We start from the raw sequence: 12,796 nt of genomic DNA, 5'->3' as shown, positions 1-12,796 counted from the left end.
CAAGGGCGAAAGATTACCTGCATAATCCTTGGAAATCAATCTTCATTCTGGGCAGGTCAAGCCGCAGCACGCACTGCGCTGGCAATTTCTTCTGCCAAAACAGCGGTTTCCTGCGCATCTTCACCCTCGACCATCACGCGGATCAGCGGCTCAGTACCGGAGGCTCTTAATAAAACACGTCCACGGTTGCCGAGTTGCTGTTCCACTTGATGCACCGCCAATTGAATCGCGACCGATTCATTCAGATTAATTTTTTGCTTAGTCGGGACATTGATCAAGGTTTGCGGATACTTGGTCATGACGTTTTTCAGCTCGTGCAACGGCTGAGTCGTCATGCGCATAGCACGTAACACTTGCAACGCCGCAATAATGCCATCACCAGTCGTAATGAAATTACGCACAATAATATGACCGGATGACTCACCACCCAAATCACAACCGTGCTGGCTCATTTGCTCGATCACGTAACGGTCGCCGACTTTAGCACGATAGAACGGCACATCTAGCTTTTGAATGGATTTTTCCAAGCCAAGATTGCTCATTAACGTGCCGACTACGCCACCCTGCAACTTGCCTTCGCTATGACGATGATGCGCAATAATTGCCAGTATTTCATCGCCATCCACGCTATCGCCGCGTTCATCCACCATGATCAGGCGATCACCATCGCCATCCAACGCAATCCCTACGTCAGCACGGTAACGCAATACCGCTTCGCATAACGCATCCACATGGGTTGCGCCACACGCTTCGTTGATATTGATGCCATCCGGTTTATTGCCGATCGCAATCACTTCTGCGCCTAATTCGCTGAATACATCCGGGGCAACGTGGTAGGTCGCCCCATTCGCGCAATCAACTACGATACGCAGCCCCTTCAGCGAAACGGTGTTGGGCAAGGCGCGTTTACAAAACTCGATGTAACGCCCTGCGGCATCTTTCGCTCGTTCCACTTTACCCAGCTCGTCGGACGAAACCGTTTTGAAGTCCATATCCAGCCAACGCTCGATTTCTTCCTCGACCTCATCAGGCAATTTCGTGCCATCACCGGAGAAAAACTTCACGCCGTTGTCATCGTAAGGGTTATGGGAAGCACTGATCACGATACCGGCAGACGCGCGGAACGCCCGTGTCAAATAAGCCACGGCAGGCGTTGGCATCGGTCCTAGCAAACGGATATTCACCCCCGCCGCCACTAAACCCGCTTGCAGCGCAGATTCCAACATATAGCCAGAAATACGCGTGTCTTTCCCAATCAACACCAACGGATGCCCGTTACTCGCCAGCACCTTGCCTGCTGCCCAACCCAGTTTCAACACAAAATCAGGTGTCATGGGGTAACGACCGATCTTGCCGCGAATACCATCTGTACCGAAATATTTTCTTGCCATTAGCCCTTAAAACCTCACTATTTTATTGATTCGCAACAGCATTGACCAATTTGATCGCATCGACTGTTGCCCCAACGTCATGTACTCTGACAATACTTGCACCGTTCATTGCAGCAATGACAGCGCCAGCCACACTACCGTGCAAACGCCCTTCAACAGGGCGATGATCTAATACGGCGCCAATCATGGATTTACGTGACAGCCCGACCAGTATAGGCAAACCTAACACGGAAAATTCATCTAAGCGTCGCAATAGATCAATATTATGCTGTAAAGTTTTACCGAATCCGAAGCCGGGGTCAAGAATTAAGCGTGAACGCACAATACCTGCCGCCTCACAAGCCGCGATACGTGCTGCAAAAAACTGGCTAACGTCTTGCACCACATCGTGATACTGCGGGGCTTGCTGCATGGTGCGCGGTTGCCCTTGCATGTGCATTAAGCAAATCGGCACATCTAATGACGCACACACATTTAAAGCACCCTCTGCTTGCAAAGCACACACATCATTCACTAAATCTGCACCAGCGGTGATGGCTGCCTGCATCACTGCTGGCTTGCTGGTATCAATGGAGAGTGGCACAGCAAAACGGGCGCGAATAGCCTCAATCACTGGCACGACGCGCTCCAATTCGGCTTGCTCCGACACGGCCTGCGCACCGGGTCGCGTCGACTCCCCTCCAATATCAATAATATCGACACCTTCCGCTAGCATTTTCTCCACACGGTGCAAGGCAGCATCCTGTTCCTGAAATGATCCGCCATCCGAAAAAGAATCGGGAGTAACATTCAAGATGCCCATCACTTGCACAGTAGATTTAGGGTATTGCCACGCCATCAGCTCACTCCAAAAGAAAAGGCGCGGAACTAACGCCGCGCCTTAATGCTTTACTATTGTTCAGTACCTTCAGTGAGAACTGGCAGCACCACCTATCGCACTATTATCTGAGCCACTGTTCTTCCCCGTACTCGGTGGCGTTTTGGTGGAAGACCCGTGACCACCTGACGATGAATCATCATCAGTCCAGTCAGCAGGCGGCGGTGGAATTTCACCGCGCATTAATGCTTCTAACTGTGGACGATCAATCGTTTCATATTTCATCAAGGCTTGTGCCATAGCGTGCAGAATGCTCATTTTATCAGTGAGTATCTGTTTAGCACGGCTATAATTACGGTCAATGACTTCACGGATTTCGCCATCAATCGCATGGGCAGTTTCATCCGACACATGCTTATGCTGTGTGACTGAGCGCCCTAAAAAGACTTCGCCCTCATCTTCAGAATAAGCCAGCGGCCCCATGCGACTCGATAAACCCCATTTCGTGACCATGCTACGCGCAATGCTGGTGGCACGCTCAATGTCGCTGGAAGCTCCCGTGGTCACGCCTTCAAACCCATAGATCAATTCTTCAGCAATACGACCACCGTATAGAGTAGAAATTTGACTCTCTAGACGTTTCTTACTGCTACTGTAACGGTCTTCTTCTGGCAAAAACATCGTCACGCCCAAAGCACGACCACGCGGAATAATGCTGACTTTATAAACGGGATCGTGTTCAGGAACAGTCAAGCCAACAATCGCATGACCCGCTTCGTGGTAAGCCGTTGCCAGCTTTTCCGCGTCTTTCATGACCATTGACTTGCGCTCAGCACCCATCATGATCTTGTCTTTGGCTTTTTCAAACTCAGCCATATCGACAGTACGCTTGTTAGAACGTGCCGCAAACAAGGCTGCTTCGTTGACCAAGTTAGCCAAATCAGCGCCAGAGAAACCGGGTGTACCGCGTGCAATCAAAGTTGCTTTCACGTCATCACCCAACGGTACTTTACGCATGTGGACTTTGAGGATTTGCTCACGACCACGTACATCAGGCAAAGGCACAACGACTTGGCGGTCGAAACGACCAGGGCGCAATAATGCCGCATCCAATACGTCAGGGCGGTTAGTCGCAGCAATGACAATGATACCTTCGTTGCCTTCAAAGCCGTCCATTTCCACCAGCAATTGATTCAGGGTTTGTTCGCGCTCATCGTGACCACCGCCCACACCTGCACCACGCTGACGACCCACCGCATCAATCTCGTCGATGAAAATAATGCAAGGGGCGTGTTTCTTGGCTTGTTCAAACATATCACGGACACGGGATGCACCCACCCCCACAAACATTTCTACGAAGTCCGAACCGGAAATACTGAAGAAGGGTACTTTCGCTTCACCCGCAATGGCTTTTGCCAGCAGGGTTTTACCTGTACCCGGTGAACCCACCATCAGCACGCCACGTGGAATCTTGCCACCCAGCTTCTGGAATTTGCCCGGATCGCGCAAGAATTCGACGAGTTCGCCCACTTCTTCCTTGGCTTCATCGCAACCCGCCACATCATTGAAGTTCACCTTCACCTGATCTTCGGTCATCATGCGAGCGCGGCTTTTGCCAAACGACATGGCTCCACGACCACCACCACCGCCCTGCATTTGGCGCATGATGTAGATCCACAGCCCAATGATCAGCAGGAAAGGTACCCAGCTAATGATAATATCCCAAATAATCCCGCGCTCTTCCGGCGGCGATGCTTGGAACTTCACCTTGTTAGACACCAGATCATCGACCAGCTTGGCATCATTTGGTGGGCTATACGTAACAAACCGACTATTGTTGCTATCCACACCAATAATCTTCTGCCCTTTAATATCCACTTCTTTCACCGCGCCATTATGGACATTCGTGAGAAAATCCGAATACGGCAACGCTGCGGTGGGTTGCGCTGGCACACTGAATTTGCTGAACACTGCAATCAAGACGAATGCAATCACAGCCCAAATCAGCAAATTTTTAGTTAAATCGTTCAAGTGACTTCTCCACTATCAACCAGTGTCATACGGTCGTAACACCTCATGATGATATTACAACACAAAACCTTGTGCTAATACATAAACCTCCCGACTACGCGGTCTTGATGCAGCCGGTTTTCGTATTTTTACGGTGTTAAAACTGTTGCGCACCTCGCGAATATACGCTTCAGACCCTGCGCCTTGGAAAAGCTTCACAAGAAATGCGCCACCCGGCTTAAGTACCTGTCGCGCCATGTCCAATGCAAGCTCACACAGATAAACGGCACGGGGTTGGTCGACAGCATCAACACCACTCATATTGGGGGCCATATCCGAAATAACAAGATCTGCTTTTTCACCGCCGAGTAAATTCAAGATCTCGGCTAATACCGTTTCCTCGCGGAAATCACCCAACACAAATTCCACAAATGGCAACGGGTCTAAGGGCAAAATATCACTTGCTACAATACGCCCTTTCGAGCCGATAAGTTTGGTTGCATACTGACTCCAACCACCGGGAGCTGCACCCAAATCGACTACTTTCATGCCCTGTTGCAGAATGCGATCACGCTCCTGAATTTCCTGCAACTTATAAACTGCACGCGAACGATAACCATCTGTTTGCGCTTTTTTCACATATTCATCACTAAAATGCTCGCTCAGCCACTTTTGACTGCTTTTGCTTCTTGCCATGCTAACGTTTCACTCATTACACTTCATCAATTTAGGAAGCGTATCATGGAATTGATTGAAACACAGAAAAAGCGACTGCGTAGCCGTGCACATGCCCTGAATCCTGTTGTCCTGATCGGTCAGCATGGGCTAAAACCGACTGTACTGGAAGAGATCACGATTGCACTGGAACATCACCAACTGATTAAAATCAAATTGAGCGTTGGCGATCGTGATTTGCGCGATGAAATGATTGAACAAATTATCCAATACAGCCAATCTCAGTTAATTCAACGCGTCGGCAATGTGGCTGTCCTGTATCGCCGCAATACAGACCGCCCCGATATTCTCAAAGAACAGGCGTTCTGATTGAAACCCACCACACGTCAAGGGCAAATCGAATATATTCTTCAGCAGCTTTCTCACCAGCAACTGCACGCTTTTGTGCTGGAAAAAGCGCTACAGGATGCCGATTTCCGCGATACCCTGCTGATTTGCTTTGCGGACTTGCTCGGTAGCGATGAACCTGCCGAACCCAAGTACCGGCAAATGCTGACGGATATGATGCAACGCCACGCCAATGCTGAGGGCTATATTCATGCGGCTAGCGCCCAACACCTAACCGATGCCATCCGTAAAATGTTAGGGGTCGCCCGCAAGGCAACCACACCCACACGCGAAACCACTGACTTATGCCTAGCCGTCATCAGCGATCTGCCTACTTTAGCAGACCGAATGGAAGACCCTGACGAGCACATCTACACCTTGATGCGTACCTCTTGCACCACGTTATGGGAATGTTACAGCGTATTACCCGTAGAACGTCAGCAAGCGGTGTTTGAACGCATTTTGCAAGAATATGCCAAACCCATTTATCTCGACCTTGATCTCGACAACTCATTGCTCTCCTTGCTTAAAGACTGGGCGCAACGCGATAAAAAGCGGCAGAGCGCCTGTCTACGGCAATTGGAACAACTGCTAAAAACGGTGGGGCAAGATCACTGGCGCAAAAATTACTTACTCGAACAAACCAATAGCTTATTGAGCTTCTGGAAAGCGTAAACCTGCTACCTGATCCGCTGGAGCTTGTAGCAACAGCGGGTTAGCGGTTGGTTTTAACCATTTCAAAACGCTCAATAAATCTGCTTTTGCCATTGCCGTACAGCCTGATGTCGCGGTTTCAGCATTCAACCAAACATGCAGAAAAATAGCACTCCCCCGCCCCACTGTGGTGGGGAATAAGTTGTGCCCGACAATCATGCCAAGTTCGTACTGGTGGTCGTCACGAAGCATCCGCTCGAACGAATGCCAGTATTGCTTGGGGTCATTGGTCTGCATCAGCGGGATACTGCGCCAGCGGTTGTAATCGGGCGAATCCACCGCATCAATGAAATAGTCACGCTCACCAGCCGCCCGATACGGCATTTTCACCCCAAGTGGCGGGCTATCAGCGTAACCAAACACCGTACCGAGCGGAAAAACACCCGCTGGGGCTTTACCATCACCCTCTATTTTTTGCACACCCAAAAGACCATCGACATGCAGACCGACACCCCAACCGAGACCGTTACGCCCCACCCTAACCGGAATACTATCGCCAACAAGCCGCCAATGCCTATCACGCTTTTCCAGCCTTTGCAGGGAAGCGGTCGAAGTCTCCCAATCAAGCGTCGTCACCAGCAAAAGCTGCGTGGTCGCGGCAGGCAGTTTCAGGTGATCAAGCTGCTGCTCTAACGACGGCGAACAAGCCGTTAAATAAAAGAGCCATAACAGGAAAACCGGCACGAGGCCGGTTTTCTTAAGATTCAAGCACACAACCATTACTTGCTGTGCGGATCAGCCACCGCATCCGACAAGGAATCCGGCAGGAAGCGCAATACTTTCACGCCAATCGTCACCATGAACAACGTAAGTGCTACACCACCCAGACCCAGCATCAACTCCCAGATACTTGGCTCATACGCATTAATCACACCGTCAAAGAAATCACTGGAAACTTCAGCACCGGGGAATAAAACCAATGGATACGCTTGCCCACCAATCAAAATCACATACAGTTGCGCAAAGCCACCGACGATAGTAAACAGCGCCGCAAGCAATAACGCTACGCGATTATTCGCCAACTTGCGGCAGAAAATCAGCGACAAAGGCAGCAAACTACCCAACATGATCTGACCGACCCAGAACAACTGCGTGTAGATACCGCCGTCGAACAGAATGAAGTTTTCCACACCCGCTTTCTGTGCAATGTACAAACCGGTGAAATGACGCGCACCTTCCAGCAACAATACACCACCGATGAACACTGCCAACAAGTAACGCAAGCGATTCATCACCACATCACCCAACGGACGACCTGTCCATGTATACGCGAAGTGCAGCACCAGAATGAAAACCGCCAAACCCATTGCAAAGGACATCACGATAAACAACGGAGCCATCACCGCAGAGTTATAGAAATCACGCGCCACCAAGAAACCGAAGATTGAACCCGTACCAGTGGTCAGGATCAAACGCCATGTAAATGCCGCAACCCCTGCCAACTTGTAAAACTTCTTGACCTTACGATCCATCATTGTCCAGATATACACCGCTGATAACGCCAAGAAACCGTTATACAGAATGATGTTCCACGCGAAGATCGACTTAAAGTTATAGGTGGTCATGGCAACGATCAAACGATCAGGATGCCCCAAGTCCAACACCAGCACGATCAAACCACCGACCAGCAACGAAATCGCCAGCAATGCCGACAAACGCCCCATTGGTTGATAGATTTTCTTGCCGAATACCGTACCGATTGAACCAACGTTCAATGCACCCGATGCTGCGACGATCAAACCAATCGCAAAAACGTGTGGCAGCCCCCAAACAACTTGGTTAGTCATGCCAGTAACATGATGCCCATGATGTTCAGCGTGGAAAAACGCCAGCGCACCCAGCGCGAGGAATGCACCCAAAACCGCCAGCAGGATATAAAAACCCTTGCTGTCTTTGGTTTCGCGGAAAATGATTGCTTGACTAGCCATTGCTGTTTACGTCCTTTCCGTTAGATGCCGTGGTAACGCACGCCAGTGTTCAAACCGAGATCGGCACGGATTTGCTTGCCACCGATGGTTTTCATCGCTTGGCTGACTGCGCTGTTCGGGTCATTCAAATCGCCGAAAATCACAGCATCCGGTGCGGCTTCCACACACGCAGGCAACTTGCCTGCGTCAATGCGGTGAACACACATATTGCAGGATTCCACCGTACCCATGCCCCGTGGGGAATGAGGCTTTTGATCTTGCAAGGCTTCATGCACAAAGCTACGCGCTTTGTACGGGCAAGCCATCATGCAATAACGGCAACCGATACAGATGTGCTTGTTGACTTGCACAATCCCATCCGCCCGTTTCATGGATGCACCTGTCGGGCAAACATCGACGCACGGCGGGTTTTCGCAATGCTGGCACATGACCGGCAAGCTGAAACTGTTTTGGGTCAATTTATCCGTGACTTTCACCACTCGCGCCCAATGCGCTTTTTGGGTGTCGGCGGAATGGGCTTCATCGCCCCAACCGTGTTCTTTTTTGCACGCAGCAACCATGCCTGCACCACCATCGGTGAGTTTGGTCACGTCAATCAACATGCCCCAACGCTTGGCATTAGTAACAGCTTGATCAACGGGTTTTGCGGCAACTTCGCCAGCGGCGTGTGCGGTTTGCAAGACAAAACTGGGGACAACCGCAGCAACTGCCGCAACACCACCCAAGGTTGTCATAAAATTGCGACGGTATTCATCAACACGGTTCTGATTCATTTCGCAGCTCCTTGTTGTGGTTGCGTCACCATTTGAACTTCAGCCGCTGTCGGTGCTGCTGCCGCCGTTACACCCTGCGTAAAGTGATGACCTGCGGTGCTACCAACTGTGTGCTGATAATTAGGGTCGTCCGTTTGCGGACGGTCAGCATGACATTGGAAGCAGTCAATTTTCTGCCCCACCGCCGCATGGCAGGTGGTACAAAAATGTTCCTTGTCACCGTAATGCAAAGGCGTACCGTCTTGCTTAGTCGTGGAAACGTGGCAATTAATGCACTCTTTCAGACTGTGCTGTTTGGTACGGATACCTTCAATCATGGTCGCGTCACGCTGATGCATGAGCAGATCCATGTGTTTGGTACGGATAACACTTTCTGGTTCAACACACTGATCAGCCTTTGCTTTTGCTGTGGCAAGGTTGAGGTCAGCCTCCGTAGGGGCTTTGCTACAACCTGCCAACAGCGTGGCAAAAGCCAACGTTGCTGCCAGAAATACGCTTGAAAACTTGCTAGTCATGCTGATTCCTGTCGAGCCTGCACTCATGGAAAGGACGCTTATTCGCCCAGACCCATTTCGATGTACCCAGTTGGGCAAACGTCTGCGCAGATATGGCAGCCGATACATTTGGAGTAATCGGTTGCAACATAACGACCCAGTGTCGCCTGTTTCTTAGGCACGCGGTAAACGGCAGTTTGCGGGCAGTAAATAACGCAGTTGTCGCATTCGAAGCACATACCGCAGCTCATGCAACGCTTGGCTTCGTTAACCGCATCGGCTTCTGCCAGTGGGTTCATGCGCTCTGCAAAGTGACCCAGTACTTCTTCAGCCGTTGGCACGTCTTCAGTACGCAGGTTACGTGCTACGGTATTGAAGTGCCCCAAGAACAAATCTTTGGAAGGCACAATCACGTTTTTAGAACGGTCATCGTAGTTGTGGACAGCGTATTTCGCACCGTCTGTACCACGCATGTCTTCCGCACGGCTGTCTTCATAACCTGCTGGGTCTAAACCGGCTTCATGCAGTTTTTCCATCAGGTCGAAGTGGTGCTTATCGACTTTAGGACGCTTTTTCAGCTCTTCCGCACGCAAGTACTGATTGATGGTTTCAGACGCAATCGATGCTTGACCAATCGCAGTCGTCAGCAAATGCGGACGTACCGCGTCACCAGCGGCGAAGTGACCAGGCTTACCCGGTACTTGATACAACGCGTCGGCATTGATTTGGTTACGACCGTTGTTCAGGGCTTCGATACCGTCCAGTTTACCGAACTGACCGATCGCAGAAACAATGATGTCGGCTTCGATGATGGTTTCTTTGCCGCCTTCTTTCGCGACAGGCATATTGCCTTTCATCACGCACTCAACCACTTTCAGACCAATCGCACGACCATCCGCACCGAAAACGATTTCAGTTGGCATCACTTCTGTCAGGATGGTAACGCCTTCTTTCAGTGCGTCCTGTACTTCGTGTTCCGCAGCGGTCATTTGATCCAGCGGGAACAAGGTGGTCAGGGTAACGGCAGGAGCAGCTTTCTCACCGACTTCACCGTGAACCAATTTGCCAGTCGCAGCATCTTCCGCATTTTCAGCGTAGTTCGCCAGTGTACCGATACGGCGTGATACGGAAACCACGTCGATGGAGGTATCACCACCACCCACGCACACCACGCGAGGCGCAGTGTATTTCATCGTGCCCTTGTTATAGGCTTCGAGGAAGTCAACCGCAGACACGCAGTTTGGCGTTTCAGCAAATTTGTCAACGAACAAGCCACGACCATTCCAGCAACCAACCGTCCACAGGATTGCGTCGAAATCGCTTTCCAGTGTTTCAATGGTTACATCTTTGCCGACAGTGGTGTTGCACTTGATGGTGATGTCACCCATGTCGATGATACGTTGCATTTCTGCACCCAGCTTGTCACGCGGTACGCGATAGCCCGGAATACCGTAGCGCATCATGCCGCCCAATTCAGGGTGTTGTTCATACACGGTAGAAGCATGACCCATGCGACGCAACTGGTACGCAGCCGCCATACCCGCAGGACCACCACCGACGATAGCGACTTTCTTGCCACTCAATTCAGCCGGTGCTTCAAATTTGAAACCAGCCGCAATCGCGCTGTCACCGATGTACTGTTCAACCGAGTTAATGCCGACGAAATCGTCAACATCGTTACGGTTACAGCCTGTTTGGCAAGGTGCTGGGCAAACACGACCCATCATGGATGGGAACGGGTTAGCGTTGGTGGAACGGCGGAAAGCATATTCCTGCATGGTCATACCAACAGGTGGCTTCTCAATGCCACGCACGATTTGCAACCAACCACGGATGTCTTCACCCGATGGGCAGCTACCTTGGCAAGGTGGCGTTTTGTGAATATAGGTAGGGCACTTGTGGCTAGTATCCTGCACGAAAATACTGTCGTGCATATTACCCCACTCGTGATCACCGTCTTTAAAACGACGGTACGTGTGACCTTGACCTGAAAGCTTGCTGTCGTGAGCTGCGGTTGCCATGCCTATCTCCTCAATAAATGTCGTAATTAGTCTTCGTCGCCGTCTTCGTCGTCGGGACGTGCCTGCACGGACACTTGCCGTTGCAGGACAAGCGCGTTACTCACCAACTGGTGAACACTAACAATTTGATCCATCGTGAAACCGTAGTACGGCAACACTTTCGTAAACTGTGATTTGCAAATCGCGCAAATCGCTGCCATGTGCGTCACACCATTGTGCGTAGTGACGTGCTTAAGGGCTTCCGCACGCGGCTGAATGCCTTTCACGCGAATTTCCATCAAGTCATCGGTCAACAAACCGCCACCGCCACCGCAACAGAAGGTCGCGTCATGGATGGTATCGGCTGGCATATCCACAAAGTTGTTACACACCGCACGAATGACGTTACGTGGAATGTCGAACTGACCACCGGGGTAATCACCCATCCGGCTACCACGCGCCACGTTGCACGAGTCGTGGAAGGTCAACACTTTGTCGTCATTTTCGGTCTTGTCGATTTGCAAGTTACCGGCTTGGATATGACTCCACGTAAATTCCAGAATGTGCTGTGGAATCGGGTAACGCTGATCCAAGAAATCAAACGGCCCAGCCAAGGTATTCAGGAAGCTGTACGCCACGCGCCATGCGTGACCGCATTCCCCGAACACAATACGCTTAACCTTATGCTTGATCGCGGCTTCACGAACCCGCAAAGAAACCCGGCGCATGGTTTCATAAGAACCGATGAACATGCCGAAGTTACCCGCTTCTGACGCGATGGTACTCATCGTCCACGTCACGCCGGTTTCGTGGAACACTTTCGCGTAACCAATTAAGCCGTCGATATGCGGTTCAGCAAAGAAGTCTGCTGATGGCGTTACCAACAACACTTCCGCGCCGTCTTCATCGAGCGGGAAACGGACTTTAATGCCGGTATCCATCTCAACGTCTTCTTCCAAACCTTCCACCGTATCGAACAGTGCCGGGCCTGGCAAACCGAGGTTATTACCGATCTTAAAGACCTTGCCGATAATCTCGTTACAATACTTCTGACCGTAACCAACGTGGTCAAGAATTTCACGCGCTGCCATTGAAATTTCAGCCGTATCAATGCCATAAGGACAGAACACGGAACAACGACGGCACTGTGAGCACTGGTGATAATAGTTATACCAGTCAGCCAACACTTCTTCGGTCAGGTCGGTTGCACCGACCAGTTTGGGGAAATATTTACCCGCAAACGTGAAGTAACGGCGATAAACTTTACGCAACAAATCCTGACGTGCCACGGGCATATTTTTAGCGTCAGACGTACCAATGAAGTAATGGCACTTGTCGGTACACGCGCCACATTTGACGCAAATATCCAAGAACACTTGCAGCGAACGGTAACGGCCTTTCAAATCCGCCATTTTGTCGAGTGCGCGTTCTTTCCAGTTAGGAACTAACGAGCCTGCTGCGTCGAAATCTGCCGGAAAATGCAATGCTGTCTGAAAGTCGGGTTTCGCAATGTACGGACCTTTGCCCTTCATCACATCATCACGTACTGCCGGAACATCGCAGTACCCTTCACCCGTCAACTTTGGAACTTCGTAATCAGCCACGGT

General features: G+C 50.8%; 12 protein-coding genes. 2 read left to right on the top strand and 10 right to left on the bottom strand.

What is annotated here, in order from left to right; all coding sequences use genetic code 11:
• Positions 1-56: 56 nt before the first annotated feature.
• The 4 genes from glmM to rlmE form a co-directional block, all read right to left on the bottom strand.
• Positions 57-1,391, bottom strand: coding sequence for a phosphoglucosamine mutase (gene glmM, locus J1836_RS11795; RefSeq protein WP_207251267.1), 1,335 nt, complete (start codon positions 1,389-1,391; stop codon positions 57-59).
• A gap of 22 nt (positions 1,392-1,413) precedes the next feature.
• Positions 1,414-2,229, bottom strand: coding sequence for a dihydropteroate synthase (gene folP, locus J1836_RS11790; RefSeq protein WP_242632804.1), 816 nt, complete (start codon positions 2,227-2,229; stop codon positions 1,414-1,416).
• Between the two features lie 69 nt (positions 2,230-2,298).
• Positions 2,299-4,239 (bottom strand): ATP-dependent zinc metalloprotease FtsH, encoded by a 1,941-nt coding sequence (gene ftsH / locus J1836_RS11785; protein WP_207251266.1) that lies wholly within the window; start codon positions 4,237-4,239, stop codon positions 2,299-2,301.
• A 54-nt stretch (positions 4,240-4,293) separates the two neighbouring features.
• Complete coding sequence (rlmE, locus tag J1836_RS11780) at positions 4,294-4,914, bottom strand: 23S rRNA (uridine(2552)-2'-O)-methyltransferase RlmE (protein ID WP_207251265.1); 621 nt, start codon at positions 4,912-4,914, stop codon at positions 4,294-4,296.
• 45 nt (positions 4,915-4,959) lie between these two features.
• On the opposite strand from rlmE, the gene yhbY reads away from it, so the two are divergent.
• Both yhbY and J1836_RS11770 read left to right on the top strand, forming a co-directional pair.
• The gene (gene yhbY / locus J1836_RS11775) at positions 4,960-5,262 is read left to right on the top strand and encodes a ribosome assembly RNA-binding protein YhbY (RefSeq protein ID WP_207251264.1); all 303 of its coding nucleotides are present in this window, start codon (positions 4,960-4,962) and stop codon (positions 5,260-5,262) included.
• Positions 5,263-5,955, top strand: a complete 693-nt coding sequence (locus J1836_RS11770) for a hypothetical protein (protein ID WP_207251263.1) — start codon at positions 5,263-5,265, stop codon at positions 5,953-5,955.
• Here the strand turns inward: J1836_RS11770 and J1836_RS11765 are convergent.
• Genes J1836_RS11765 through dsrK form a run of 6 tightly spaced genes read right to left on the bottom strand, consistent with a single transcriptional unit; the run spans position 5,932 to position 12,793 of the window.
• Positions 5,932-6,702: a L,D-transpeptidase family protein gene (locus J1836_RS11765; protein WP_207251262.1), complete on the bottom strand. Its 771-nt coding sequence runs from the start codon at positions 6,700-6,702 to the stop codon at positions 5,932-5,934. The genes J1836_RS11770 and J1836_RS11765 overlap by 24 nt on opposite strands.
• An 11-nt stretch (positions 6,703-6,713) precedes the next feature.
• Positions 6,714-7,922 (bottom strand): NrfD/PsrC family molybdoenzyme membrane anchor subunit, encoded by a 1,209-nt coding sequence (nrfD, locus tag J1836_RS11760; RefSeq protein ID WP_207251261.1) that lies wholly within the window; start codon positions 7,920-7,922, stop codon positions 6,714-6,716.
• Positions 7,923-7,942: 20 nt separating this feature from the next.
• Positions 7,943-8,695, bottom strand: a complete 753-nt coding sequence (gene dsrO / locus J1836_RS11755) for a sulfate reduction electron transfer complex DsrMKJOP subunit DsrO (protein ID WP_207251260.1) — start codon at positions 8,693-8,695, stop codon at positions 7,943-7,945.
• Positions 8,692-9,210 (bottom strand): hypothetical protein, encoded by a 519-nt coding sequence (locus J1836_RS11750; protein ID WP_207251259.1) that lies wholly within the window; start codon positions 9,208-9,210, stop codon positions 8,692-8,694. The genes dsrO and J1836_RS11750 overlap by 4 nt, the downstream gene beginning before the upstream one ends.
• Before the next feature lie 38 nt (positions 9,211-9,248).
• Positions 9,249-11,210 carry an NAD(P)-binding protein gene (locus J1836_RS11745; protein ID WP_207251258.1) on the bottom strand — a complete coding sequence of 654 codons (1,962 nt, stop codon included), beginning with the start codon at positions 11,208-11,210 and terminating at the stop codon, positions 9,249-9,251.
• A gap of 26 nt (positions 11,211-11,236) precedes the next feature.
• On the bottom strand, positions 11,237-12,793 hold the full coding sequence (gene dsrK / locus J1836_RS11740) for a sulfate reduction electron transfer complex DsrMKJOP subunit DsrK (protein ID WP_207251257.1): 1,557 nt from the start codon (positions 12,791-12,793) through the stop codon (positions 11,237-11,239).
• Positions 12,794-12,796 lie beyond the last annotated feature (3 nt).

This window comes from Thiothrix fructosivorans (assembly GCF_017349355.1).
Lineage (GTDB): Bacteria > Pseudomonadota > Gammaproteobacteria > Thiotrichales > Thiotrichaceae > Thiothrix > Thiothrix fructosivorans.
The sequence above is the reverse complement of the archived record's forward strand: the minus strand, read 5'-3'. Positions and strand labels throughout refer to the sequence as shown.

Bases quoted from the DNA above. Each gene is read 5' to 3' on its own strand.
- glmM (WP_207251267.1), bottom strand. From the start codon at position 1,391: ATGGCAAGAAAATATTTCGGTACAGATGGTATTCGCGGCAAGATCGGT.
- folP (WP_242632804.1), bottom strand. From the start codon at position 2,229: ATGGCGTGGCAATACCCTAAATCTACTGTGCAAGTGATGGGCATCTTG.
- rlmE (WP_207251265.1), bottom strand. From the start codon at position 4,914: ATGGCAAGAAGCAAAAGCAGTCAAAAGTGGCTGAGCGAGCATTTTAGT.
- yhbY (WP_207251264.1), top strand. From the start codon at position 4,960: ATGGAATTGATTGAAACACAGAAAAAGCGACTGCGTAGCCGTGCACAT.
- nrfD (WP_207251261.1), bottom strand. From the start codon at position 7,922: ATGGCTAGTCAAGCAATCATTTTCCGCGAAACCAAAGACAGCAAGGGT.
- dsrO (WP_207251260.1), bottom strand. From the start codon at position 8,695: ATGAATCAGAACCGTGTTGATGAATACCGTCGCAATTTTATGACAACC.
- J1836_RS11750 (WP_207251259.1), bottom strand. From the start codon at position 9,210: ATGACTAGCAAGTTTTCAAGCGTATTTCTGGCAGCAACGTTGGCTTTT.
- J1836_RS11745 (WP_207251258.1), bottom strand. From the start codon at position 11,210: ATGGCAACCGCAGCTCACGACAGCAAGCTTTCAGGTCAAGGTCACACG.